Origin of the sequence: Leisingera daeponensis, assembly GCF_019801465.1 — a bacterium.
GTDB lineage: Bacteria > Pseudomonadota > Alphaproteobacteria > Rhodobacterales > Rhodobacteraceae > Leisingera > Leisingera daeponensis_A.
In genome coordinates this window covers 12,988-38,457 of the sequence record NZ_JAHVJA010000010.1, presented here as the reverse complement: position 1 = coordinate 38,457, position 25,470 = coordinate 12,988, and the positions used below count along the sequence as shown (strand labels likewise).

Here is a 25,470-nt window from a genome sequence, read left to right as displayed (position 1 = left end):
GGTCAGGCCGTTTTTCTGCCGGAAACAAACGCAGCCGCCAGATTGGCGGCTGCTTGCGTATAGCCGCCTGCTGCCCCGTCGACGAAGTGGATGTGATCGTCCTCGACCGGGGAGGGCACGATGCAGGTGACCATGGCGGCGTCCTGTTCGTGCAGGCCGAACTGCACCAGCCCTTCCGCGGCGGCCCGTTCCAGGCGATGCCGGATGCGGTCGCGGATTGCAGGGGTGCAGTCCAGCGTCATTTTCAGCCCGTCGTCGAATTTGCGGAAATCGGAGTGCGCCCGCAGCATCGACAGGTAATGCACCGGATCGAAGGACCCGGCCGGGCGCTTGCTGAGCAGCAGCAGCGCCGCAAAGGCGCAATGGCCAAGCAGGTAGAGCTGCCGCAGGAACAGCGGCAGCCTCCCGCGGGAGGCTTTGGCCTCCAGCGTCAGCCCTTCGGGCGGGAAGCGCAGCCTGGGGCCGGACTCGGGGACCGGGTGGCCGCTGTCTTCCAGCTCTGCCGCAAACTCCAGCAACTCTGCGGCGAGCCCGGCGAAATCCTGCAGGCTGGCCCCGGGGGCGGGATGGGCCACCACCGACAGGATGATGCCATGGCGTGCGGGCGTATTGCTCCAGCGGCAGGACAGGCCGGCAAGGTCGGGCGGCGGGGCCTGCGGCGCGGGCGCGACTTCGAAAGCGCCGGCTTTCATCTGCGCTTCGGCCCAGGCCAGGCCGCCGCCGCTGAACATGGCGAAATCGGCGTGCTCTGAGGCCGCATAGCGGGCGACCTGCGCATCCAGCCCCTCGGCCCGGATCCGGCTGACAGGCAGCACTGCGGCACGCAGGGAGACGCCGTATTCGGCATCTGTCCAGCTGCGCAGGGAGCCCAGAACGCGCTGGGTCGTGCCGCGGCGGCCGGGCGGCACAGCAAAGGAGGCGCCGTCGCCGCCGAACACATAAGGAAACGCCTCCCCCTCCAGCGCGTTGCGCATCGCGGCGATCACCGCGGCGCCGACCATGTTCACGGTCTTGTAGCGGCCGGCCTTCACCAGCCCGGTGGAATTCACGATGTCGGTGCAGCACAGGAGCCAGTCGCCGGGCAGCGGCGCGAAGACCGAGGGGTCGGAGAGAGCGCTGAAGTCGCGGACCTTGGGCAGGCTGGCATAGAATGTGTCCGTTGTCATTTGTCTCAGCCCCCTGACCCGGTCCCGTGACCTGCCGTTTCTGTCTAAACAAATTGTGCGCCCGCGCCAAACATGCAAGCTGTGCGGCAGCAACGAAAACGTTTGCGGATCTTGGGGGCGGAGAATGCAGGCTGGATTGATCTTATTGTGCTTGGCCTATGTGCTGAGCCAGTTTTTCCGCGCCTTTCTGGCCGTCCTGTCGGGAGTGCTGGGCCAGGATATCGGCGCGGCGCCGGATGATCTGGCGTTTGCGTCGGGCATGTGGTTCCTGTCCTTCGCGGCGATGCAACTGCCGGTGGGCTGGGCGCTGGACCACGTCGGACCGCGGCGCAGTGCGTCGCTCCTGCTGCTGCTCGGCGGTGGCGGCGGCGCGGCGCTGTTCGCCGCTGCCACGGCCCCCTGGCATGTAGGCGCAGCGATGTTCCTGATCGGCATCGGCTGTTCGCCGGTGCTGATGGCGTCCTACTACATCTTTGCCCGCCAGTATCCGCCCGCAAGGTTTGCCACCCTGGCGGCGCTGATGCTGGGGGTGGGGTCGGCCGGCAATCTGGTGGCCTCCTACCCGACAGCGCTGGCGGTGGATCTGTTCGGCTGGCGCGGCACGCTGGCGGGGCTGGCAGCGGTCTCGGTTGCAGTGGCAGCGGGAATTTTCCTGACCGTGCGCGACCCGGACAAGCCGGACGGCGAGCACAAGGGATCTGTGTTCGACCTGCTGAAAATGCCGGCGATGTGGGCCATTTTTCCGCTGATGCTGGTGGCCTATGCGCCCTCCGGCGCACTGCGGGGGCTGTGGATCGGGCCCTATCTGAGCGATCTGTACGGGCTAAGCACCCAGCAGGTGGGGCTGGCAACGCTGGTGATGGGGGCGGCGATGATTGCAGGCACCTTTGCTTATGGGCCGCTGGACCGGGTGCTGGGCACCCGCAAATGGGTGATCCTGGGCGGCAACTTGTTGGGCTGCGTGAGCTTGGGCGGGCTGATCCTGGCCACCGGCGCGCCGGTCTGGATGCCGGTTGCGATGATGGCCGCGGTCGGGTTCTTCGGCGCCTCCTTCCCGGTGATCATGGCGCACGGGCGGGCTTTTGTGCCGCCGCATCTGGCCGGGCGGGGCGTCACTCTGCTCAACTTGTTCGGCATCGGCGGGGTGGGAATCATGCAGTTCGCCACCGGCCGCATCCATTCAAACCTGGCCGGAGCGGACCCATCCTTGCCCTATACGGGCATTTTCGCCTTCTTTTTGGCGCTTCTTGGGCTCGGCTGCGCGATTTATCTGCTCAGCCGCGACAGCATGGACTGATCCGCCCCTTTAAACTTGTCTGCAGAAGCTTTATCACACCGGCGCCGGCCATGAGGCCGGGCAAGACTGGAGAAACAGATAAATGGGTTACCGCATCGTCGTCGTTGGCGCCACTGGCAACGTGGGCCGCGAAATGCTGAACATCCTGGCCGAGCGCCAGTTCCCTGTGGATGAGATCGCTGTGCTGGCCAGCCGCCGCTCTCTCGGCACCGAAGTCAGCTTTGGCGATAAGACCCTCACTACCAAGGATCTGGACACTTTTGATTTCTCCGGCTGGGACATGGCGCTGTTTGCCGTCGGTTCCGAGGCGACCAAAGTGTATGCCCCCAAGGCCGCGGCCGCGGGCTGCGTGGTGATCGATAACTCCTCGCTGTACCGTTATGACCCGGAGATCCCGCTGATCGTGCCGGAGTGCAACCCGGAAGCGATCCACGGCTACAAGAACAAAAACATCATCGCCAACCCCAACTGCTCCACTGCGCAGATGGTGGTGGCGCTGAAGCCGCTGCATGACCGTGCGAAGATCAAGCGCGTTGTTGTCTCGACCTATCAGTCGGTGTCCGGTGCGGGCAAAGACGGCATGGATGAGCTGTGGGAGCAGACCAAGGCGGTTTACAACCCCACCACCGATGTGCCGCCGAACAAGTTCCAGAAACAGATCGCCTTCAACGTCATTCCGCAGATCGACGTCTTCATGGAAGACGGCTCGACCAAGGAAGAGTGGAAGATGGTTGTCGAGACCAAGAAGATCGTCGACCCGTCGATCAAAGTCACAGCGACCTGCGTCCGCGTGCCAGTGTTCGTTGGCCACTCCGAGGCCGTGAACATCGAGTTCGAGGAGTTCCTGGACGAGGACGAGGCCCGCGATATCCTGCGCGAGGCGCCGGGCATCATGGTGATCGATAAGCGTGAGCCGGGCGGCTACGTCTCGCCGGTGGAATGCGCAGGCGATTTCGCGACCTTCATCAGCCGCATCCGCCAGGATTCGACCATCGAGAACGGCCTGAACCTGTGGTGTGTCAGCGACAACCTGCGCAAGGGCGCGGCGCTGAACGCGGTGCAGATTGCCGAACTGCTGGGCCGAGAGGTCCTGAAGAAAGGCTAAGCCTTCTACCTTTCCGGATAGGGGGGCTGCTTCGAAAGAGGCGGCCCCTTTTCTTTTGCGCGGCTGCCCGGGAGCCGGGCCGGGTCTAACCTGATCCTGAACGTAAGAGTGATTGAGGTTAGACCATGCTGGCGCCTAAGGAGTTCGCCGCAGATTTCATGAACCGGAACGCCCCATCCGCCCTGAGTGCCTGGGCCACCGCGCGCATCCACAAACGGCTGGATTCGGAGATGGCGGCGCAGTTGCGGATGCTTCTGGCGGGAAGCTTTCAGACCGCCAGAAGCTGGCTGGAGCTGCGCAAGGGGCTGAAGCAGCACGGCTTCTACCTGTGCCGCAGCGGGCTGCGCCTGCTGCTCTGTGACATGCACAGCCATGTGGAGATTTGCTCCTGCCGGTTCCTGGGATTTCCGGCGGCGGTGCTGGAACAGCGTTTGGGCAGTCTTATGCCGCAGGTTTGAACAGTGCGGCGGCCGGGCTGGCCGGACCTTTCTGGCAGGGGTAGCATGGCATCTGGCGGGGGGACGCCCCGATTTTGATTGAGAGATGCCAATGCGATATTCCTTGATGGTCTTTGCCTTAACGTCTTTTGCCGCGGCTGCCGCTGCGGCGGACACAATACCCGTGAGCAGCACGGTGTCGGAGGTGACGCTCTATCCGGGGCTGGCGGAGGTCACCCGCAGCGCCGCGCTGATGCTGCCGGAAGGGCGCCACCGGCTGGTCCTGCAGAACGTGCCCAAGACGGCAGCGCTGGAGACCTTGCAAGTGGAAATAGCTGGTGCCCGCCGGGTCGCCACCCTGCTGCGCGAGAATTACGTGCCGCCGCGCGATGCCGGTGATCCCGCGGCGGAGGCCGCAGAAGCGCGGATGCGCGAGGTTGAGCTGCGGATGGCTGCGGTGCGGGATGAGGCCGCGCGGGCGCGGTCCGGCGTGCGGGCGGCGGAGGCTTCGATCGGCTTCCTGCAGCAATTGGGCGCGAACGAGGGGCTGGCGGAAGCGGATGCCGCTGCGCTGAGCGCGATTGCCCGGATGATTTCCGAAGAGGCCGCGGGCGCCAGCCAGGCGGCGGTGGCGGCAGAGGCGGAGGCGCGCCGGATTGAGCTGCAGCTGGAGGACCTCGAGGAGGAGCTGGCAGCGGCGCAGGCGGCGCTGGCTGCGATCACGCTGGAGGATAACGACCGGCTGTATATCGCGGTGGATATCGAAGCGGAGCAGGCGGGTGAGGGCGCCGTCAGGGTAAGCTATTACACTACGGGAGAAGGCAGAATCGGCTGGCAGCCGTCCTACGAGATGCATCTCAGCACCGTGACGGAGCAGCAGGTTGTCCTGAAGCGGGCGGTGATGCTGGTGCAGGACACCGGCGAGAACTGGCAGGATGTGGCGCTGACGCTGTCGACGGCGGTACCGGGTGACCAGGGCAGCCCGTCGGTACTGCGCCCCTGGCTGCGCCGGGTCGAGGAGCCGCAGCCGCCGCGGGCGCTGAAGTCCATGGGGCAGGATGCGGCGGAACTGTCTGCGCTGGCGGAACCGGCCGCTGCGCCTGTCTTTGCGGAGGAGGCCCGCGGCGGCTGGGGCACCGATCTGGGCGGTGCGGCGGCCACCTACCGGTTCGGCATGCCTGTGTCAATTGCCTCTGGCGCTGATCTGCTGCGGCTGGAGATGGACAGTCTCACCGCCAAGGCAGAGATGCGGGCGGTTGCCGTGCCGTTGCAGGACGGGACCGCTTACCGGGTGGCGACTTTCAGCAACACATTCGGCGAGCAGCTGCTGGCCTCTGACGAGGTGCCGCGGTTTGTCGATGGCAAGCTGGTGACGGTGGAGGATTTTGCCGGGCTGGCGCCGGGGGCGGAGATGGACGCAGGCTTCGGCCCCATCGAAGGCTTGAAGCTGCGCCGCGACGTGCTGGGGCAGAGCGAGGGCGAGCAGGGGCTGATCTCGCGCAGCAACGCGCAGGTGCAGAAGGTGGAGATTACCGTGGAGAACCTGACCGCGCAGGACTGGGCGGTGCGGGTGCTGGACCGGGTGCCCTATTCGCAGCAGGACGACCTGGAGATCGAGTGGAGCGCCAGCCCGAGGCCCGCGGAAGAGAACGTGGAGAAGCAGCGCGGCATCCTGGCCTGGGACCTCGAGCTGGAGGCAGGCGAGAGCCGCACCATCCGGTTGGACACCACGCTCAGCTGGCCCGAGGGCATGGTGCTGCGCTGATCTTGGCATCGCGCTTGATGGCGGAGGGAAGGCTCCCGCCCGTCGTCAGGTATTGGAAATACCTTCCTTCCGTTGGGCACGGCACCGCGCTTCGCGCGGTGCCGTGCCCAAACCCGCTGCCGCTGCGCTGGAAAAGCCTGGGCTGCGGCCGGGCGCCGAAGGGCTCTTTGTGCGATTTGCGGGGCGGGGCTAGTCTGTCTTCCACTTGGCGGCGAGATCGCGGGCGTTCTTGGCCAGCACCATGACGTCGATGCCGACCGCCAGGAACTGCGCGCCCATGTCCGCGTAGGCCTGGGTGGCCTCATCCGTGGTGCCGAGGATGCCGGGGGCGAGGCCTGCCGCCTTGATGCGGGTGATGGCATCGGCAATGGCCGCGCGCACTTCCGGGTGGGCGGAGTTGCCTTGGTGGCCCATGTCGGTGGACAGGTCCGCCGGGCCTATGAACACGCCGTCGATGCCCTCGACCTGCAGGATCTCATCGAGCGCCGCCATCCCGGCGCGGTTTTCGACCTGCACCAGCAGGCAGACCTCCTGATCGGCGGTCTGGATGTACTCGGTGACCGTGCCGAACATGGTGGCGCGCGCCGCCGTGGCGCCGACGCCCCGCACGCCTATGGGCGGGTAGTGGCAGGCACGGACCAGCTCGCGGGCCTGATCGGCGCTTTCCACGATCGGCACCAGCACCGTCTGCGCGCCTGCATCCAGCACCTGCTTGATCATCCAGGTTTCGCCCACCGGCACCCGCACCACCGGGTGGCTGGGGGAGGCCGCCAGCGCGATCAGCTGGTCGCGGATCGAGCGGATGTCGTTGGGCGCATGCTCGCCGTCGATCACCAGCCAGTCGAAGCCGCAGGTGCCCATGATCTCGGCAATCTGGCCGTCGGCAAAGCTCATCCAGCAGCCGATCTGGCGTTTGCCCTGTGACAGAGCCTGTTTGAAGCTGTTCCTGTGTGCCGGCATGGGCAGGGCCTCCTGTCAGGCAAAGTTGATGGATGCAGAGCCGAAGGGGCCGAAATCGGCGGCGATCTCCGTGCCCGGCGGGCATTCGATGGGGCGGATGAAAGAGCCCGAGAGCACGATATCCCCGGCCTCGATCCGTTGTCCATATTCCGCCATCCGCCGCGCCAGCCAGAGGACCGAGGTGACGGGGTCGTTCAGCACGCCCGCGCCGAGGCCGGTTTCCTCCACCGTGCCGCCCCGGGCCACGATGGCACCGACCCAGCGCAGGTTGTGTGCGTCCACCGCGTGGCGTTCCGCTCCCAGCACGACGCCGGCATTGGCAGCGTTGTCGCTGATGGTGTCGGTGATGATGCGGGCCTGGCCCGTCGCCGGATCGGCGCGCAGGATGCGGGTGTCGAGGATCTCCAGCGAAGGCGCCACATAATCCGTGGCGGCCAGCACATCGGCGCGGCTGCAATCGGCTCCTGCGAGGGAGGATTTCATCACGAAGGCGATCTCGGCCTCCACCCGCGGCTGGATGAAGCGGCCTGCGGGGACGGTGGCGCCGTTTTCAAACGCCATGTCGTCCAGCAGCACGCCGCTGTCGGGCGTGGTGATGTTCAGCGCCTGCTGCATCGCACGGCTGGTGAGGCCGATCTTCCAGCCGATTTTTCTGCGGCCGGAGGCTAGTTTCTGCCTTATTAGAGCCTGTTGCACGGCATAGGCATCATCCAGTGTCATGCCGGGATAGGCCAGCGAGAGCAGGCCGCACTGCTGGCCTGTTTGCTCGGCTTTCAGCAGGGTTTCGGCGGCCTCCTGGTGCTGGTTCGGTGTCATGCCTCGTCCTCGACCGTGTTGCGCAAGGTGCCGATGCCGGTGGCCTCGACCTCGACCACGTCGCCGGGCTTCAGGTACTTCGGCGGATCAAACCGCGCGCCGGCACCAGTGGGGGTGCCAGTGATGATGATGTCGCCGGGCTGCAGCGTGGTGAAGGTGGAGATATAGGCGATCTCCTCGCGGATCGGGAACATCATGCGGCTGAGGGCGTCGTCCTGGCGGACCTCTCCGTTCACGCGGGTGACAATGCGGGCCTCATCCAGCTGGGCAGCATCTGTGAAGGGAACCAGCCAAGGGCCGATAGAGCCGGAATTGTCCCAGTTCTTGCCTTGCGTGACGTTGAACTTGGCGTGGCGGACCCAGTCGCGGATGGTGCCCTCGTTACAAAGCGTCAGCGCCGCGATGTGCCCGTAGGCGTCCTCCGGTTTGATCCGGCGGCCTGCCTTGCCGATCACCACGGCGACTTCGCCTTCGTAATCCAGCGTGTGGTTTTCCGGCGGGCGGATCAGCGGGCGTCCGGCGCCGGTGAAGGAGCGCGGGAAGCGGGGGAACAGGGACATGTGCTTGGGCTGGGCGGAGCCGTCCTTGTACTCCGCGTTGCGGTCGGGAAAGTTGACGCCGACGCAGAGGATCTTTTCCGGGTTGGGGATGGGGATCTCGTAGGTGAAATCTGTGTGGGTGACCGGCTGGCCTTTGGCGGCTTCGGCCAGCGCGGGCAGGCCGTCTGCCGCGATCACCTCGCGCAGGGTGGGCCAGTCCGGGAACTGCGGCGAGAGGGCGATCATGCCCGCTTCTGTGACCGTGCCATAGAAGACCTCGCCATCGGCGGTGTAGGTGGCAAAGCGCGTCATTGCAGGCTCCTTGCGATTTCGGTGATGACGCCGAAGGCCATCATCACGTCTGCTTCCGTGGTCTCGAACTGGCCTGCCTGGAAACGGATCACCAGCTGGCCGTCGAGGCGGGTCTGGGTCAGGTAAATGCGGCCGTCGTTGTTAATGGCGTTGACCAGCCGCAGGTTCAGATCGTCCAGATCCGCGGCGGCCTCAGGTGCATAGCGGAAGGACCAGAGCGACCACATCGGCGCGGAAGTGATCTGAAAATCAGGCTCTAACTTGAGCTTTTCGTGCAATTGTTTCGACCACGTGATGTGGTTGCGCAGGCGCTGGCGCAGGCCCTCCAGCCCGTAGGTGCGGATCAGGAACCAGATCTTGAGCGCGCGGAAGCGGCGGCCCAGCGGCACCGACCATTCGGAATAGTTGATGATGCCGTCATGGCCGTGGGTCTTGAGGTACTCGGGGCTGATGGCGAGGGTCTGGACCAGATCATCCGGGTTCTTCAGGAAATGGGCGGAGCAGTCGAACTGCACGCCCAGCCATTTGTGCGGGTTGAAGACGATGCTGTCGGCGCGTTCCACTCCCGGCCAGTAGTGGCGGTATTCCGGGCAGATCATGGCAGAGCCGGCCCAAGCGGCGTCGACATGGGTGTAGAGTCCATGCTTTTCGGCCACATCCAGCACGCGGTCCACCGGGTCGGTGGCGCCAACGCCGGTGCCGCCGACGCAGAGGATGACGCCCGCGGGCTGGTGGCCTGCGGCGAGATCGGCCTGAATTGCTGCCTCCAGCGCGTCCGGGTCCATGCCGCGCCAATCGCCCTTGATCGGCACGCGGATCAGGTTCTGCTGACCAATGCCCGCAACCCAGACGGCGCGGTCGATGGAGGTGTGGACTTCGGAGGAGCAGTAGATGCGCAGCGTTTTCTGTCCGAACAGACCCTGCTGGTTGCCCTGCCAGTTCAGTGCTTTCTCCCGCATGGTCAGGACGGCGGCGAGGGTGGCGGAGGACGCCGAGTCCTGGATGGCACCCTGGAACTGGACCGGCAAGTCCAGCGCCTGGCGCAGCCAGTCCATCATCCGGGTTTCCATCTCTGTCGCCGCTGGTGAGGTCTGCCACAGCATGCATTGCGGCGCGATGGCGGCGGTCAGGAATTCCGCCAGCACCGAGGGCGCGGCGGCGTTGGAGGTGAAATAGGCAAAGAAACGCGGGTGCTGCCAATGGGTGATGCCGGGCATCACGATGTTCTCGAAATCGCGGAAGATCGCCTCCATCCCCTCGCCATCTTCAGGCGGGGTTTGGGGCAGGGCGTTCAGCACTTCACCGGGCTCGGTTCTGGCGCGCACGGGGCGGTCACCAACGGTCAGGTGGTAGTCCTGCGTCCAGTCTGCGACCCGGCGGCCCCATTCGGAGAAATCATCCCATTTCATTTGTGCATACTCTCAATGGACGCGGAGCGGTCCTCAATTTCCATATTTTCTGCCCGGCAGGCGCGCCCCTCAGCTTTGATACCGCGAGGTTCACGGTGCAATAATCGGCTGCGCGTCCAGGGTGCTGGGTTTCGCAGTGGCGCCTGCAAAGACCGAGCCTTCCTCGAACCAGCTGCGCGGTGCCGGGGCACCCCAGAGGGTCTGGCGCTGCGGGTCGGTGAGCGACCATTTGATCGGCTCCAGATCCGGGTCGACGGTCTGGTAATCGGAGCAGTAGATCTCGATCCGGTGGCCGTCGGGGTCGCGCACATAGAGGAAGAAGGCGTTGGAGATCCCGTGGCGGCCGGGGCCGCGCTCGATGTTGTCGACGTAGCCGGTGGTCGACATCAGGTCCAAAAGGTCGATGATGTTGAGTGGCGTTGGCACCCAGAAGGCGGTGTGGTGCAGGCGCGGGCCAAGCCCGTTGGTGAAGGCCACGTCGTGCACGCCGCCCTTGCGGTGCATCCAGGCGGCCCAGACCTTGCCGCTCTCGTCATCCTCGGTGAACTCAGTGACGCGGAAGCCCATCTCGTTGTAGAAGGCGACGGAGGCATCCACATCCGCCGAGAACATGTTGAAATGGTCGATGCGGAGCGGTTTTACCCCGTTATAGAGCCTGTATTTCTGATGGATCGGCTCCAGCCGGTCCATTTTTACATAGAACTCCAGCGGGATGCCCCAAGGGTCGCGGGTGCGCAAAGTGCGGCCCATGCGGGGGCGGTCCACCCATTCGACAGGCAGGCCTTTAGAGGTGAAGAATTCCGCAGCCTTGTCCAGGTCCGGCTCGTCGTACAGCTTGAAGCCCAGAACGCCGACGGAGGCCGTGTCGGCCTGAACCAGCACGATGCAATGGTGGCCGCGTTCCTCCATCGCGCGGAGATAGATGCGGCTGTCGTCCTCATGGGTCACTTGCAGGCCCAGCGTGTCCGCATAAAAAGCGCGGGAGGCGGCGAGGTCGGTGACGGCGTATTCAACGTGGGACAGCCGCACGATGTTGAAAGGCGGGTAGAGGTTGGGGGCGGGGACGGGCATGTTCGGAACCTTTCACTTGGGGCCGGAGGCGGGAGCGAGGAGCCGGCCCCTCGCTCTTCCCGGGAAATTTTCAGCCGTTTGAAGAGCGGATCAGGCGCCGAGGCGCGGGATCTTGTGGGGGCCGGTGGCAAAGCCGATGTGTTTCTGCTCCATGTAGAAATCGAAGCTCCAATCGCCGCCGTCGCGGCCGATGCCGCTGGATTTGACGCCGCCGAACGGGGTGGGCAGGTGGCGGACGTTTTCCGAGTTTACCCAGATCATCCCGGCCTCCAGCGCGTTGGTGAAACGCAGGGCGCGGGTGAGGTCGTTGGTCCAGACATAGCCGGTAAGGCCGTATTGGGTGTCATTTGCCAGTGTCAGAGCCTCATCCTCGTCCTTGAAACGGATCGCGGTGAGGACCGGGCCGAAGATTTCCTCCTGCGCGATGGTCATATCGTTGGTGGCATTTGTGAACAGCGTCGGGCGGACGAACCAGCCCTGATCGCCTGCCCGGGTGCCGCCGACGGCGACGGTAGCGCCGTCCTGTTTGGCGGTCTCGAAGTAGGAGGTCACCTTGTCGAAATGCACCTTGTGAATCAGCGGGCCGACCTCGGTGGCCGGGTCCAGCGGGTGGCCGACATTGATGTTGTTGACGCGCTCGATCAGCTTGGCTTCGAACTCTTCCGCGATGCTCTCCTGCACCAGCAGGCGCGAGGATGAGGTGCAGCGCTCGCCATTGAGCGAGTAAATCATGAAGATCGCAGCATCGAGCGCGCGGTCGAGGTCGGCGTCATCAAAGACCACCACGGGGTTCTTGCCGCCCAGTTCGAAATGCACGCGCTTCAGGGTGTCGGCGCCCTGTTTCATGATCATCGAGCCGGTCTTGCTTTCGCCAACAAAGGCGATGGCCTTGATATCCGGGTGTTCGGTCAGCGCTTTGCCTGCGTCCTCGCCAAAGCCATTGACCAGGTTCCACACGCCGGCGGGCAGGCCGGCCTCATGGGCGATCTCGGCCAGGATGCGGGCGGTGAGCGGGGAGAATTCCGCCGGTTTGTGGACCACGGTGCAGCCCGCCGCCAGCGCGGGCGCAATCTTCCAGGTGGACAGCATGAAGGGGGTGTTCCACGGGGTGATCACGCCGACCGGGCCGATCGGCACCCGGGTGGTCACGTTCATCAGCGTCGGGGATTGCAGTTGCTGGCCGTCGCGGGCGGAGGTGGCCTTGTCGGCGAAGAAGCGGAAGTTCTCGGCACCGCGCAGGGCGGCCTTGGACATGAAGCGCAGGGCCTGGCCGGTGTCCCAGCATTCACACAGGGCGATTTCCTCGGCGCGTTCGACGATCAGGTCGGCGATGCGATTGAGGATCTTCTTGCGGTCCAAGGCGGGCATGTCGCGCCAGGCGGGGAAGGCGGCCTTGGCGGCTGCTGCCGCCGCGTCGATGTCCTCTGCGCCGCCTTTTGCAACTGGGCAGATCACGCTTTCATCCACTGGCGAGGACGTATCAAACGTGGCGCCGGAGGCGGCGGGGCGGCTTTCACCTCCGATGAGGTTCAGGATCCCGTCGGTGCGAAAGCAGGCCAAGTGGCTGTTCAGCATTTCGATGTTGGTGGTCAGATCGCTCATCACGGGTCCGCCTTTTGCATGTGGTCGCGGATGGTGCCGCATTTCGGGGAAAGCTCAGGGTCGATGTCGCGCATCTCCAGCGACAGCGCGATGGAGTGCTGCTGCATTGCTGGTTTCAGGAAATCCTCGGCAGCGTCGAACACCGCCAAGGCAGCGCGTTTACGGGTTTCAAGGTCACGGCCTGCGCGCAGCCGGATGGAGATGTCGATATACCCGTGCTGCAGATCGCCATCGGCAATGGAGACATGATTGGCTGCAAAGGCGCGCACCCGGATGCCCGCCAGAGGGAACACGCCCGTCTCTGCTGCGGCCTGCCGCAGGTGGCGGCAGAGTGCAGCCATGTCGGTCCGGGCTTCCATATTGGCCGAGTAGTCCAGCGTGATGTGCGGCATCTGCGTTACCTTTCCTGAATTACTTAACATGTGTAGCATTTGTGATGCCAGGAGTCAAGCAGAAGAAACCCAAGCCGCAATTGCGTTTAGCCGGCAGCGGGGTGATAATCGGGTATGACCAGGATGATGCCCTCCACCGACCGTTCGCTGCCGATTGCCCTGCTGAGGGCGCGGGAGCGCGTAATGGGTCCGATCCGTTCGCTGCTGAGCGGGGCGGGCCTGACCGAGCAGCAATGGCGCGTGCTGCGGGTGGTGCAGGAGAGCGGGCCGATCGACCCGACCCAGATTGCCGACAAGGCCTGTCTGCTGCTGCCCAGCCTGACGCGGATCCTGCAGAAGCTGGAGGAAAAGCAGCTGATCAGCCGGGAGCGCGATAAGGAGGACCGCCGCCGGCAGGTGGTCCAGATTGCGGTTGCGGGCGAGAAGGTCATTGCCGACAATCTTGAGGCCAGTCTGGAGCTGATGGAGCAGACCCGCCTGAAGATGGGCGCGGAGCGCTATGAGGCGCTGCTGGATCTGCTGAACGAGCTGGATCAGATCGAAATGCCGGAGTGAGTCGGTCCTGCCGCATTTGGCGCGGATGGCGGGGTGCGTGACGCAAACGGGGTTTGTCCCGCCTTTCGGCTTCTTTCGCTCAAATTCAGCAATTATTGAAGTAATATCAGCCGGATAAATCCATGTTGAGCCCGCGGAGCCATGCCTTTGAGTGCTGTGTCCGCATTGGTGATATTCCGCTTGTGACGCATATGGCGCTGCCGATGTCCGAAATCCCCCTGTGACGTGACGCATTTCTCACTCAATCTGCCGGGGACAGTTGATGAGGACATCATGCGGTACTCCGGCCTGAAAGTGATCAAGGAGGCCCTGACGGGCCACAAGGGATGGCGCCCCACCTGGCGCGATCCGGAACCCAAGAAAAGCTACGATGTGGTGATCATCGGTGGCGGCGGGCACGGGCTGGCGACGGCCTACTACCTGGCCAAGAACCACGGCATCACCAATGTTGCGGTGATCGAAAAGGGTTGGATCGGCGGCGGCAATGTGGGCCGTAACACCACCATCATCCGCTCCAACTACCTGCTGGACGGCAATGAGCCGTTCTATGAGCTGTCGCTGCAGCTGTGGGAAGGGCTGGAGCAGGACTTCAACTACAACGCCATGGTCAGCCAGCGCGGCATTCTGAACCTGGTGCACACCGATGCGCAGCGCGATGCGGCGCGGCGGCGGGGCAACGCGATGATCCTGAACGGGTCGGACGCGGAGCTGCTGGACACCGATGGCGTCCGCGCGATGTATCCGTTCCTGAACTTCAACGACGCGCGCTTCCCGATCAAGGGCGGGCTCCTGCACCGCCGCGGCGGCACCGTGCGCCATGATGCGGTGGCCTGGGGCTATGCCCGCGGCGCCGACCTGCGCGGCGTCGACATCATCCAGAACTGCGAAGTGACCGGCTTCAAGATCGAGAACGGCAAGTGCCTGGGCGTGGAAACCACCAAGGGCTTCATCGGCGCCAACAAGGTGGCGAGCTGCGTGGCAGGTTCGTCGAGCCGGGTGATGGAGAAGGCGGGCATGCGCCTGCCGATCGAGAGCCACGTGCTGCAGGCCTTTGTTTCCGAGGGGCTAAAGCCGGTGCTGGACGGGGTCATCACCTTTGGCGCGGGCCACTTCTACTGCAGCCAGTCGGACAAGGGCGGGCTGGTGTTTGGCGGTGATCTGGACATGTACAATTCCTATGCACAGCGCGGCAACCTGCCGGTGGTCGAGGACGTGATGGAAGGCGGCATGGCGCTGATCCCGGCGCTGGGCCGGGTGCGGATGCTGCGCAGCTGGGGCGGTATCATGGACATGTCGATGGACGGCTCCCCCTTCATCGACAGAACCCATATCGACGGGCTCTATTTCAACGGCGGCTGGTGCTACGGCGGCTTCAAGGCGACCCCGGCCTCGGGCTGGTGCTATGCGCATCTGCTGGCGACGGACACGCCGCACAAGGTGGCCTCGGCCTACCGGCTCGACCGGTTCCGCCGCGGCTGCATGATCGACGAAAAGGGCCAGGGCGCCCAGCCGAACCTGCACTGAGGGAAGGAAGACAGCGATGATTATCAACCATCCGATCCTCGGGCCGCGGGACAGCCAGGAGTTCACCTACCTGGGGGACGCGGCGCTGATCGACCGTCCCGACTGGCAGGCCGAGAATGCCGCGGATCAGTTTCACGACTATCTGTACCTGCGCGACAACCCGGCGGGCGAGCACCGCGAGCTGTGGTTCCACGAGCAGGGCGACCGGTCCTGGCTGGTGGTGACCCGCAACACCGTGACCCATGAAATCCTGAATGTCGAACTGGCCCGCGATGTGGCCCGGGCGAGGGGGCGCAGCAAATGACTGATGCAGTGATGAATGCCGGCCGCGTGGCCTTTCAGGCCGACGGCAGCACCGGTGCCCGCAAAGGGGTGCAGGTGAACCGCCTGGACGGCGGGCTGATCAAGGGCAGCAAGGCGCTGACCTTCACCTTTGACGGCAAGAGCTACAAGGGGTTTGAGGGCGACACGCTGGCCTCGGCCCTGCTGGCAAACGGCGTGCGGCTGATGGGCCGTTCGTTCAAATACCACCGCCCGCGGGGCGTGCTGACCTCCGGCTCGGAAGAGCCGAACGCGCTGGTCGAGCTGCGCAGCGGCGGGCGGCAGGAGCCGAACACCCGCGCCACCGTGGCCGAGCTCTATGATGGGCTGGAGGCGAATTCGCAGAACCGCTGGCCGTCGCTGCAGCACGACTTCATGGCGATCAACGACCGGTTCTCGAACTTCCTGACAGCCGGGTTCTACTACAAGACCTTCATGTGGCCTGCGGCGTTCTGGGAAAAGCTGTACGAGCCCATCATCCGCAAGGCGGCGGGCCTGGGCAGCATCAGTTTCGAGGCCGACCCGGACGCCTATGACAAGGGCTTCCTGCATTGCGACCTGCTGGTGATCGGTGCCGGCCCTACCGGCCTAATGGCGGCGCTGACTGCCGGGCGTGCCGGGGCGCAGGTGATCATTGCGGATGAGGATTTTCTGCTCGGCGGGCGCCTCAATGCGGAAACCTTTGGTGTTGGCGACCTGACCGGCGCGGCCTGGGTTGAGCAGGCGCAGGCGGAGCTGGCGGCGATGCCGAATGTGCGGGTGATGCCGCGCACAACCATCATCGGCGCCTTTGACCACGGCATCTATGGCGCGGTGGAGCGGGTTTCCGATCACGTGCTGGCGCCGGAAGCGGGCAAGCCGCGGCAGATCCTGTGGCGGATCTACTCCAAGCGGGCAATGCTGGCGGCGGGCGCCACCGAGCGGCCGATCGCGTTTGAGAACAACGACCGTCCGGGTGTTATGCTGGCCGGTGCGGTGCGCGCCTATGCCAACCGCTGGGCGGTGACTCCGGATCAGACCGTTGCGGTTTTCACCAACAACGACGACGGCCACCGCACCGCGGCGGACCTGATCGCCAAGGGGGTGAAAGTCACCGCGGTGATCGACACCCGCCCGGATGCGCCCAAGGTCGAGGGGGCTGAGCTGTTTGCCGGTGCTCAGGTGATCGACACCAAGGGGCGGCTGGGTCTCGAGTGGGCGCGCGTGCGTCTGGCCAACGGCACCACCCGCGACGTGCCTTGCGGCGCGCTGGCGGTCTCCGGCGGCTGGAACCCGAACGTGCATCTGACCTGCCACCAGCGCGGCCGTCCGGCCTGGCGCGAGGATATTGCCGCCTTTGTCCCTGCGGGCGAACTGCCGCAGAACATGTCGGTGGCCGGTGCCGCCAATGGCGATTTCTCCACCGCCGCCGCGCTGCGCGCCGGTGCCGAGGGTGCCGTGGCCGCATTGTCGGAACTGGGCATCGAGACCAAGGCCGGTGATCTGCCCGAGGCCGAGGACGCGCCCGTCAACGTGACCCCCTTCTGGTACGTGAAGGAAGGCAAGGGCCGCGCCTGGCTGGATCAGCAGAACGACGTCACCGTCAAGGACGTGAAGCTGGCGCACCAGGAGAACTTCCGTTCTGTCGAGCACCTGAAGCGCTACACCACGCTGGGCATGGCGACCGATCAGGGCAAGACCTCCAACATGGGCGGTCTGGCCATCATGGCCGAACTGGCGGGCAAGCAGATCCCCGAGGTCGGCACCACCATGTTCCGTCCGCCCTATACGCCGGTGTCCTTCGGCGTGATGGCAGGCCGCTCGGTGGGCGAGGAATTCCGCCCCACCCGCAAAACCCCCAGCCACAAATGGGCCGAGGAGCAGGGTGCGGTGTTTGTCGAGGTCGGCCAGTGGCTGCGCGCGCAATGGTTCCCCAAGGCGGGCGAAACCCATTGGCGCCAGTCGGTGGACCGCGAAGTGCTGCAGACCCGCAATTCGGTCGGCATTTGCGACGTGACCACGCTGGGCAAGATCGACGTGCAGGGCAAGGATGCGGCGGAATTCCTGAATAAGATCTACGCCAATGCCTTCGCCAAGCTGCCGGTCGGCAAGGTCCGCTACGGGCTAATGCTGCGCGAGGATGGCATTGCCTATGACGACGGCACCGCCGCGCGTTTTGCCGAGGATCATTTCGTGGTGACCACCACCACCGCCAACGCAGTTCTGGTTTACCGCAACATGGAATTTGCGCGCCAGTGCCTGTTCCCTGACATGGATGTGCAGCTGATCTCGACCACCGAGGCCTGGGCGCAGTTCGCGGTGGCGGGTCCGAATGCCCGCAAGCTTCTGCAAAAGGTCGTGGACCCCGAGTTCGATATTTCGAACGAGGCGTTCCCCTTCATGGGCTGCGGCGAGATCACCGTGGCGGGCGGATGCCGGGCGCGGCTGTTCCGGATCTCCTTCTCGGGCGAGCTGGCCTATGAGATCGCGGTCCCGACCCGTTACGGCGATGCGATGATCCGCAAGCTGATGGAAGCGGGCGAGGAGTTCGGCGCTGTGCCTTACGGCACCGAGGCGCTGGGCGTCATGCGGATCGAGAAGGGCCATGCCGCCGGCAATGAGCTGAACGGCACCACCTCGGCGCTGAACCTTGGCATGGGCAAGATGGTCAGCAAGAAAAAGGACTGCATCGGCAACACGCTGAGCGAACGGGAAGGCATGAACCAGGAGGATGCGCTGAAGCTGGTCGGCTTCAAGCCGGTCAATGCCGCCGATCCGGTGCAGGCCGGGGCGCATCTGATGAACGCTGATGGCGAGGTCAGTGCGGCCACAGATCAGGGCTATATCACTTCAGCCGCCTATTCGCCCGTGCTCGGCTGCTCGATCGGGATCGGTTTCTTGAAGAGCGGCGACAGCCGTAAGGGCGAAGTGATCCGCGCGGTCAATCCGCTGGAGGGCAAGGAAATCCAGGTCGAAGTTGTCAGCGCGCATTTTGTGGATCCGGAAGGGGAGCGTCTCCGTGGGTAAGTTCGATAATCATGGGCTGAAAGCCATTTCGCCGCTGGGCGGGCATGAACCGCGGGTGGACGCCTTCACCGGGCTGCTGATCCGTGAAGTCGCCGACCGGGCGCTGGCCTCTCTGGCGGCGCGCCAAGGGCAGGAGGAGGCGGTAAAATCTGCCGCGGCGTCCTATCTGGGCGGTGCGCTGCCCGCACCGGCCAGCTGGAGTGAAGCCGGTGTCTATGCCGCCTGGTGGATGGGGCCGGACCTGTGGATGGTTTCGGCACCGCATGACAGCCACGAGCTGATGGCGGGCGATTTGAAACAGGCGGTGGGTGACGCTGGATCCGTGGTGGAGCAGACCGACGGCTGGTGCCGCTTCGACATCGAGGGCCCGCGCTGTTTTGACGTGCTAGAGCGGCTGTGCAATGCCAATGTCCGCGCGGGCAAGGCGGGTGATGCCACCCGGACCTCAATGGAGCATCTGGGTGTTTTCCTGCTGTGCCAGGAGCCGGGGCAGAAGTATGCGGTGATCGGGCCGCGCTCCTCGGCGGGGTCGCTGCACCATGCGCTGGTGGCGGCAGCCAAGTCGGTGATCTGACCAAACCCTCCGAAGAAAATGCGCTGGCGCTCCCGTTCAGGGGGCGCCTGTTTCGTTTGGCGGCAGCACGACAAAACCGGCGGCGCCGGGGCTGGCGGCCCAAGCCTTGCAGCCGTCCGCAAATGCGCTGACGATGCGGCGCGGATTTTCGCGGTTGTAACCGACGGCCAGTTGCAGCGGCGCGCCGGCGTCGCGCAAGGGCCGGGCCGTCAACTGCTGCCCGCCGTAACTGAGGTCAGTAGCGGGGCGCATGTTCAGCACCGCGCAGCCGTGGCCCGCAGCCACCAGGCAGCGCACCATTTCGGTCGTATTCGCCTGCACGACGGTGTCGGGACCGCGGCCCAGGGATTCGAACAGGCGCTGCTGGTATTCGGTGACCATCGGGCGGTTCAGCGCGATCAGCCGCTCTTCGGCAAGATCCGCGAGGCTGAGTTCCCTGCGCGCAGCCAGCGGGTGGCCGGAGGGAAGCAGGGCATAGGCCGGGGCCTCGAGCAGCACCTCGTATTCGATCTGCGGGCAGGTGCCGTCGGGGACAAACAGGATCGCGTCATAGCGGCCGTCCAGCAAGCCCGACTGGGCGGCGTCGTTGTGGCATTCCTCGAGGTCCAGGCTGACCTTCTGGCCGGGCGCCAGGAACGGCGTCAGAATCTGAGGCAGGAAACCCGGCGCCACCGGGGCATAATACCCCAGGCGGAAACTGCCGCTGAACTCCTGCTTCAGTTCGGCGCCTTCGGCGAGGACCGTGTCGTAATCCTCCAGCAGGCGGGTGAACTTGCGCGCCATTTCCCGCCCTGCACGCGTCGGCGCGATGCCGCGGGCGCGGTGGCGGGTGGCGAGCTGCAGCTGAAACCGGGCTTCGACCTGATCGATGGCGGCAGACACGGCGGAAGCAGCCACATGCAGCTCTTCCGCGGCGCGGCTGATGTTGCCGTGGCGCAGGGCGGTGGTGAAATAGCGCATTGCTTTGAGGGTGACGGGCATTTCTTACCTCTGAAATTCAGAGGAAGATTAGCAAAAAGTTCTGTTTTATAAAGATGTAAGGCCGCGGCACTCTGCTCTGGACCCATTAGAGGATGGTTTCATGAGCGAACAAGAACTGAAGGGCTGGAATCACCTGCCGCCGCTGCCGCTGCAGACGTCGCCGCTGTTCCAGTGGCCGCCGCGCCCGTTGGCGGCGCTGAAATGGTGGCTGAGCGGCTGGTTTCTGATCTCGGAGAAACTGATCATCGCCGGTATCGCGCTGATCTCATTCTACTGGCTTCAGCCGCCGCTGGAGCAGAGCCGGCATTTGGCGCTGGACTGGATCCTGCCGATGTACCTGCGCAACCTGGTGCTGATGGGTGGGGTGGCCGGGCTGCTTCATGTGTATTTCTACAGTTTCACCGCGCAGGGGAAGCGCCTGAAATACGACCCGCGGCCGTTGATGAAGAACGGCCGCCAGTTCACCCTGGGCGGGCAGATCCGCGACAACATGTTCTGGACCATGACCAGCGGCGTGTTCTTTTGGACCGCCTATGAGGTGCTGATGTTCTGGGCGATGGCCAACGGCTATGCCCCGATGATCACCTGGGCGGCGCATCCGTTCTCGTTCATCGCACTGTTCTGGCTGATCCCGATCTGGGAAAGCTTCTATTTCTACTGGATCCACCGGTTGCTGCATATGCCGTTCTTCTACAAGCACGTGCATTCGGTGCATCACCGCAACATTAACGTGGGCCCCTGGTCCGGCATGTCAATGCACCCGGTGGAGCATGTGATCTTCTTGGGGTCGGTGCTGATCCACTGGGTGGTGGCGGCGCATCCGGTGCATATCCTGTACCACCTGCAGTTCAACGCGCTGACAGCGGCGACCACCCACACCGGGTTCGAGGGGCTGCTGATGAAGGACCGTAACAGATTGAACCTGGGCACCTTCCATCACCAGATGCATCACCGGTATTTCGAATGCAATTACGGCTCGCTCGAGGTGCCGTGGGACAGGGTGTTCGGCTCATTCCATGATGGCACGGTGCAGGCGGATGCGGAGATCAAGAAGCGCCGTAAGCGGATCATGGGCGGCTAGTCTGGTGTCATTTACGGTTGTGGAGACGCTGCATCAGGGTCAGATCGCAGGCTGTAGCGTGACCCATGGCGCGTTTGATGCCGGGCAGCATCGCGGCGCCGTTCATCGCAAACGACAGCTCGATCAACCCTGCTTCGCCGTAGCGGCTGAGGATGGCTGCGCGGGCATCCAGGTCGTCCTGCCGCTGCGAGGTGACCGCATCGCTGAGCAGGATGACCGGGGCCAGTTCCGGCGGCAGGGCGGCAAGGTCGGACGCAAGAACCGCGGCGATCACATGTTCTTCCAGTCCGCCCGCCCTGGCCAGGCTGACCTCGGCCTCGACGCAGGTTCCGCAATCCGCGGCCAAGGCGCCGCGCAATCTGGCGGTGTGATAGGCCGCCACCGGGACGTGGCAGTTGGGGTCCAGAAAGCCGAAAATGCGGTTGTAGCGGCGGAGCAGCCCGAGATCCGTCCGGGCAATCTGGCGGATGTAATCCAGCTTTACCCCAAGGCGGATTTCGGCTCGGCGGATCAGGCGGATGGCAATGGCCGTCAGCATTGGCGTTTCCTCGCAGGCGGACTCTCTTCTGAGAAACCATCCTAGCCGAAAAATGCATGCCAGGATTGTGCGGCGATGCGCCGCCTCTGCCCGGTTTGCGTCAGGCCGAGGGGATCGGGCGGTTATCCTGGACCCTGAACAGGTTCACCTTGCGGCGTTCCTCCTGCGGGGTGACGCCGAAGCTTTCGCGGTAATGCTGCGACAGGGTGGAGGAGGTGGCATAACCCACCGCATTGGCGATCGAGGTGATCGAATCGCGCGAATACATCACCAGCTGCCGTGCCGCGTTCATCCGCAGGGTGCGGTAGTAGATGGCAGGGCTTTGGCCGGTGGCGGCCTTGAAGCTGCGCTCCAGCTGGCGCGGCGAGACGCCGATTTCGCTGGCCGCGTCACGGATCGAGACCGGGTGCTCCAGGTTGTCGGCAAACAGCTCAACCGCCTTGGCGACCGGCGGCGGCAGGCTGTCGGCGGTGCTGTCGGTCTTGAAGGCGGGGATTTTCTGGCGCACGCCCTCGGCGCGGACCATCGGATGCTGGAACCAGCAGGCGACCTCAGTCATCACCGCGTCGCCCATGGCGCGTTCGATCAGCTTCAGCGACAGGTCGAACATCGCTGCGGCGCCGCTGGCGGTGAAGCGGCGGCGGTCCAGCACAATGACGTCGTCAACGGTGGTGAGGGACGGGAATTCCGCAGTGAATGCAGCCTTGTAGCACCAGTGAACCGAGCAGCTGTGGCCGTCCAGCAGGCCGGAGCGGGCCAACGGGAACACGCCGCCGGAGACTGCGCCCATGGTGGTGCCGTGCCGGGCCAGGTGGCGCAGCTTGCCGTTGGAGGCCTTGGGGTCGTCGAATTTGCCTTGAGGGCTGGACAGGAGAAACAGGGTGTCGATGTCCTCTGCCGCGTCCAGGGGGCAGTCGGGCTGGAACGCCACATTGGCCGAGGCATTCACGCTGTTGCCGGTTTCGGACACCAGTTTCCACCGGAAGGTTTCAGAGCCGGCAATTTCATTTGCCGCCCGCAGGGGTTCGATGGCCGAGGTCAGGCAGGCCATTGGAAAGCCGGGGAAAATCAGGAAGCCGAGTGTCATGGTTTTATCGCGCTGCATGAGGTGAATTATAGCTTGCGAAGAGAGATTCGCACAGCGGCGAAGGGGTGCCTGCGCCGTACAGGAAGGGAAACGGCGCAGGCAATCTGCAGGGGTGTGCCGTTAGTTCTGCAGATATACTTCCAGCGAGTCGTCCAGGGCGTCCTTCCACGGGGTGTGGTGCACGGGCGCCATGGTGCCGGTGATGACCGATTTGTAGGAGTTGTTGCGGAAGGCCATGATGTCCTGGGCCTTGTGGCCCTTCCATTCATAGAAGGCCTGGCAGGCGCCGGCCACGTCGAAGGTCGGGTAGTCGGTTTCCTCGATCAGCTCCAGCACATAATCGCCCTGGTATTTGATCGCGTATTTGACGTCGTCCGACGCTTCTTCGCGCGCTTCGCGTTCCTTAACGTCGGCCAGAAGGGTTTCCTTGTCCGCCGGGATCTCGATCTTGCCCATGATCGCGTCACGGACCCACCAGGCCTGAGCGTCGAACATGTTGAAGGTGAACCACTGGTCCTGCATGCCGAGGTAGAACATCTTGGGGTTATGGGCGTAGACCACGCCCTTGTAGAGATCGGCGGTGGCCAGGCGGTTGGCGGTCTTCAGGCGCAGGTCGTCCGGCAGGAAGCTGAAGAAATGCTTGTAGCCGGTGCAGAGAATGATCGCGTCGACCTTCTTGCTGGTGCCGTCGACGAAGGTTGCGGTGTTGCCGTCAACCGACTCCAGCGCCGGTTTTTCCTCCCAGTTGTCCGGCCATTTGAAGCCCATCGGCGCGGTCCGGTAGGAGGTGGTGATTGTCTTGGCGCCGTATTTCCAGCACTGGGAGCCGATGTCTTCGGCGGAGTAGGAGGCGCCGAGGAGGAGGATGTCCTTGCCGGCAAACTCGCGGGCATCGCGGAAGTCATGGGCGTGCAGCACGCGGCCGTTAAAGGTGTCGAAGCCGGGGTAGAACGGCACGTTCGGGGTCGAGAAATGGCCCGAGGCGCAGATCACGTGGTCAAAATCTTCCTTATAGGTGCTGTCCTTGGCGTGGTCGTGCACGGTGACGGTGAAGTTGCCCTTGTCCTCGTTGTACTCTACCCAGCGGATCGGGGAGTTGAAGCGGATCCACTTGCGCACGTCCGCCTTCTTCACCCGGCCCTCGATATAGTCGAACAGCACGGCGCGCGGCGGGTAGGAGGCGATCTGCTTGCCGAAATGCTCTTCGAAGGAATAATCGGCGAATTCCAGGCCTTCCTTGGGGCCGTTGGACCACAGGTAGCGGTACATCGAGCAATGCACCGGCTCGCCGTTTTCATCCAGGCCGGTGCGCCAGGTGTAGTTCCACAGGCCGCCCCAGTTGTCCTGCTTTTCGAAGCAGACGATTTCCGGGATCTCTTCACCTTTATTGGCCGCGGATTGAAATGCGCGAAGCTGGGCCAGGCCAGAGGGGCCGGCGCCGATGATGGCAATGCGTTTCTTGGTCATGTGGTTCTCCCGTTGGTTCGGACCAATATTTGGTTTTGGTTCATTTGGTCTGGTCCAATTAGGTCCAAATTCGCCCCCAAAAGTCAACATTTTTTCACATGCGGAATGATTTTTGGCGCAATTGGACTGGAAGCACGTTGTTTTCTTGGTAGGATTCCGGGCATGAAGACGACCAGTTTTGTGCATCAGCTGACTGCCCGTGCAGCGCTGCCCCGCTTGTCCGTGGGGATGGCAGAATCAGTGAATATCGGTTTTTTGGGGCCGCTTTCCGGCCGGGTGGAGAGCTGGGGCTTGCCTGGTCTGAACGGCTGCCGGATCTGGGAGGACGGGCTGAACAAGGCCGGGGGAGTGCTGATCGGCGGCCGCCGCTACCCGATCCGAATCCACTCCTATGATTGCGGCTATGATCCGGAGCGCGCGCTGGAGGGGGCGGTTGAGCTGGTTCAAAAGCACAACGTCAAGCTCATGCTGATGCTGGGGGGTGATACCTTTGCGCCGGTGCGGGATTTCCTGATGCGCAACAAGGTGCTGACCTCGACCCTGCTGCCGACTGACTTGTCGCCGGACACGCCTTATCTGATTGCTCCCAGCGAGGCGCATCCGATCCAGAATGTGACCGGTGTGGCTTGGCTGGCGGAGAACAGGCCGGAGCTGAAGACGGTTGCCCTGTGCAGCCAGGCGGATCTGCTCGGACTGCCGGCGCAAGCGGTTTACCGCGCGGCGTTCAAGGCTGCGGACAAGCAAATTCTGCAGGAAGTGCAGTATGATCCCGGTTCCAGCGATCCGGCACCGGTGGTGGATCCGATGCTGGAGAGCGGTGCGGATATCTTGTGCTGGTGCTCCTCCTACGCGCCGATGGTGCACGCGATGACGGAATATGCCTATGCCAAAGGGTTCAGGGGGCAGATCATCAGCTGCACCATGGATGGCTACGACCGGCTGGTGGAGCGGACGTCAGTGGACTTCATGGAAGGGGTGGTGTTCCAGTTTCCGGACTTTGACGATCCGATGCTGAGTGAGAAGGCGTTTTTCTTCAACCGACCGCATAAGTTCTTTGAGGAGTACAGCCGCCGATTTCCGGGCAGCTGGTCGGCTGTGAGCTGGGAGTATGTTGCGATCCTGGATATCTGGCACAGCGCGGTGGAGAAGGCCGGATCGGTTGCGCCGCCATCGGTGCTGGCGGCGATGAAGCAGCTTGGCCATGTCACCCACGCCTTCGGCCACGCGGAATGGTGGGGCGAGGATATTTTCGGCATTTCCAATGCCTTGGTTGGAGATTGGCCGGTGGTGACGATCCGGGAGGGCAAGGCGCGGATCGCCGAATTCAAGTCAATCCCCGCCTGGCTGGCGGAGCACTCCGGCCTGCTGAAATCGGAAATGGAGACGCTGGGGCAGCTGTGGCACCAGCGGCTGGAAAGCGATGCGCCGGGCAGTGAGGTCAGCTCCCGCGCGGTTGACGGATAGG

The 25,470-nt window shown here is 64.2% G+C and carries 23 protein-coding genes; 11 read left to right on the top strand and 12 right to left on the bottom strand.

Annotation, left to right across the window (positions count from 1 at the left end; all coding sequences use genetic code 11):
• Positions 1-2: 2 nt before the first annotated feature.
• The gene (locus KUV26_RS18170; RefSeq protein ID WP_222509428.1) at positions 3-1,166 is read right to left on the bottom strand and encodes a DUF3095 domain-containing protein; all 1,164 of its coding nucleotides are present in this window, start codon (positions 1,164-1,166) and stop codon (positions 3-5) included.
• 124 nt (positions 1,167-1,290) lie between these two features.
• Here KUV26_RS18170 and KUV26_RS18165 point away from each other — a divergent pair, with 124 nt between their 5' ends.
• The 4 genes from KUV26_RS18165 (at position 1,291) to KUV26_RS18150 (ending at position 5,770) form a co-directional block, all read left to right on the top strand.
• Positions 1,291-2,463, top strand: coding sequence for an MFS transporter (locus tag KUV26_RS18165; RefSeq protein ID WP_222504649.1), 1,173 nt, complete (start codon positions 1,291-1,293; stop codon positions 2,461-2,463).
• Between the two features lie 82 nt (positions 2,464-2,545).
• Complete coding sequence (locus KUV26_RS18160; RefSeq protein WP_222509427.1) at positions 2,546-3,568, top strand: aspartate-semialdehyde dehydrogenase; 1,023 nt, start codon at positions 2,546-2,548, stop codon at positions 3,566-3,568.
• A 125-nt stretch (positions 3,569-3,693) separates the two neighbouring features.
• Positions 3,694-4,026: a hypothetical protein gene (locus KUV26_RS18155; RefSeq protein ID WP_222509426.1), complete on the top strand. Its 333-nt coding sequence runs from the start codon at positions 3,694-3,696 to the stop codon at positions 4,024-4,026.
• A 163-nt stretch (positions 4,027-4,189) separates the two neighbouring features.
• Positions 4,190-5,770 (top strand): DUF4139 domain-containing protein, encoded by a 1,581-nt coding sequence (locus KUV26_RS18150; RefSeq protein ID WP_315900143.1) that lies wholly within the window; start codon positions 4,190-4,192, stop codon positions 5,768-5,770.
• 189 nt (positions 5,771-5,959) lie between these two features.
• Here the strand turns inward: KUV26_RS18150 and KUV26_RS18145 are convergent, their stop codons facing one another.
• From KUV26_RS18145 to KUV26_RS18115, 7 genes are all read right to left on the bottom strand, one after another.
• Positions 5,960-6,730, bottom strand: coding sequence for an aldolase/citrate lyase family protein (locus KUV26_RS18145; RefSeq protein WP_222509425.1), 771 nt, complete (start codon positions 6,728-6,730; stop codon positions 5,960-5,962).
• Between the two features lie 15 nt (positions 6,731-6,745).
• Entirely contained in the window at positions 6,746-7,546 is an 801-nt protein-coding gene (gene hpaH, locus KUV26_RS18140; RefSeq protein ID WP_222509424.1) for a 2-oxo-hept-4-ene-1,7-dioate hydratase, read from the bottom strand.
• Positions 7,543-8,397, bottom strand: a complete 855-nt coding sequence (locus tag KUV26_RS18135; RefSeq protein ID WP_222509423.1) for a fumarylacetoacetate hydrolase family protein — start codon at positions 8,395-8,397, stop codon at positions 7,543-7,545. Before KUV26_RS18135 ends, hpaH begins: the two co-directional genes overlap by 4 nt.
• The gene (locus tag KUV26_RS18130) at positions 8,394-9,806 is read right to left on the bottom strand and encodes a pyridoxal phosphate-dependent decarboxylase family protein (protein ID WP_222509422.1); all 1,413 of its coding nucleotides are present in this window, start codon (positions 9,804-9,806) and stop codon (positions 8,394-8,396) included. The genes KUV26_RS18135 and KUV26_RS18130 overlap by 4 nt, the downstream gene beginning before the upstream one ends.
• 90 nt (positions 9,807-9,896) lie before the next feature.
• Positions 9,897-10,877 (bottom strand): 3,4-dihydroxyphenylacetate 2,3-dioxygenase, encoded by a 981-nt coding sequence (gene hpaD, locus KUV26_RS18125; RefSeq protein WP_222509421.1) that lies wholly within the window; start codon positions 10,875-10,877, stop codon positions 9,897-9,899.
• Between the two features lie 90 nt (positions 10,878-10,967).
• Positions 10,968-12,479 (bottom strand): 5-carboxymethyl-2-hydroxymuconate semialdehyde dehydrogenase, encoded by a 1,512-nt coding sequence (gene hpaE / locus KUV26_RS18120; RefSeq protein WP_222509420.1) that lies wholly within the window; start codon positions 12,477-12,479, stop codon positions 10,968-10,970.
• Positions 12,479-12,871, bottom strand: coding sequence for a 5-carboxymethyl-2-hydroxymuconate Delta-isomerase (locus KUV26_RS18115; protein ID WP_222509419.1), 393 nt, complete (start codon positions 12,869-12,871; stop codon positions 12,479-12,481). The genes hpaE and KUV26_RS18115 overlap by 1 nt, the downstream gene beginning before the upstream one ends.
• Positions 12,872-12,985: 114 nt before the next feature.
• Between KUV26_RS18115 and hpaR the strand changes: the two genes are divergently transcribed.
• The 5 genes from hpaR (at position 12,986) to KUV26_RS18090 (ending at position 18,851) form a co-directional block, all read left to right on the top strand.
• Complete coding sequence (hpaR, locus tag KUV26_RS18110) at positions 12,986-13,426, top strand: homoprotocatechuate degradation operon regulator HpaR (RefSeq protein ID WP_222509418.1); 441 nt, start codon at positions 12,986-12,988, stop codon at positions 13,424-13,426.
• Between the two features lie 273 nt (positions 13,427-13,699).
• A complete protein-coding gene (locus tag KUV26_RS18105) occupies positions 13,700-14,950 on the top strand; it encodes a sarcosine oxidase subunit beta family protein (RefSeq protein WP_222509500.1) in 1,251 nt (416 codons plus the stop codon).
• 16 nt (positions 14,951-14,966) lie between these two features.
• Positions 14,967-15,254: a sarcosine oxidase subunit delta gene (locus KUV26_RS18100; protein ID WP_222504639.1), complete on the top strand. Its 288-nt coding sequence runs from the start codon at positions 14,967-14,969 to the stop codon at positions 15,252-15,254.
• 11 nt (positions 15,255-15,265) lie between these two features.
• Entirely contained in the window at positions 15,266-18,277 is a 3,012-nt protein-coding gene (locus KUV26_RS18095) for a sarcosine oxidase subunit alpha family protein (RefSeq protein ID WP_222509499.1), read from the top strand.
• On the top strand, positions 18,270-18,851 hold the full coding sequence (locus KUV26_RS18090) for a sarcosine oxidase subunit gamma (protein ID WP_222504638.1): 582 nt from the start codon (positions 18,270-18,272) through the stop codon (positions 18,849-18,851). The genes KUV26_RS18095 and KUV26_RS18090 overlap by 8 nt, the downstream gene beginning before the upstream one ends.
• A gap of 36 nt (positions 18,852-18,887) precedes the next feature.
• Here KUV26_RS18090 and KUV26_RS18085 read toward each other — a convergent pair whose 3' ends face one another.
• Positions 18,888-19,832, bottom strand: coding sequence for a LysR family transcriptional regulator (locus KUV26_RS18085; RefSeq protein ID WP_222504637.1), 945 nt, complete (start codon positions 19,830-19,832; stop codon positions 18,888-18,890).
• A gap of 100 nt (positions 19,833-19,932) precedes the next feature.
• Between KUV26_RS18085 and KUV26_RS18080 the strand changes: the two genes are divergently transcribed.
• A complete protein-coding gene (locus KUV26_RS18080; RefSeq protein WP_222504636.1) occupies positions 19,933-20,913 on the top strand; it encodes a sterol desaturase family protein in 981 nt (326 codons plus the stop codon).
• A 7-nt stretch (positions 20,914-20,920) separates the two neighbouring features.
• Here the strand turns inward: KUV26_RS18080 and KUV26_RS18075 are convergent, their stop codons facing one another.
• The 3 genes from KUV26_RS18075 to KUV26_RS18065 form a co-directional block, all read right to left on the bottom strand.
• Positions 20,921-21,451 (bottom strand): hypothetical protein, encoded by a 531-nt coding sequence (locus KUV26_RS18075; RefSeq protein WP_222509417.1) that lies wholly within the window; start codon positions 21,449-21,451, stop codon positions 20,921-20,923.
• Positions 21,452-21,551: 100 nt separating this feature from the next.
• A complete protein-coding gene (locus KUV26_RS18070; RefSeq protein WP_222504635.1) occupies positions 21,552-22,556 on the bottom strand; it encodes a GlxA family transcriptional regulator in 1,005 nt (334 codons plus the stop codon).
• A gap of 102 nt (positions 22,557-22,658) precedes the next feature.
• Positions 22,659-24,005, bottom strand: a complete 1,347-nt coding sequence (locus KUV26_RS18065) for an NAD(P)-binding domain-containing protein (protein ID WP_222509416.1) — start codon at positions 24,003-24,005, stop codon at positions 22,659-22,661.
• A 162-nt stretch (positions 24,006-24,167) separates the two neighbouring features.
• Here KUV26_RS18065 and KUV26_RS18060 point away from each other — a divergent pair, with 162 nt between their 5' ends.
• Positions 24,168-25,469: an ABC transporter substrate-binding protein gene (locus tag KUV26_RS18060; RefSeq protein ID WP_222509415.1), complete on the top strand. Its 1,302-nt coding sequence runs from the start codon at positions 24,168-24,170 to the stop codon at positions 25,467-25,469.
• Position 25,470: the final 1 nt, after the last annotated feature.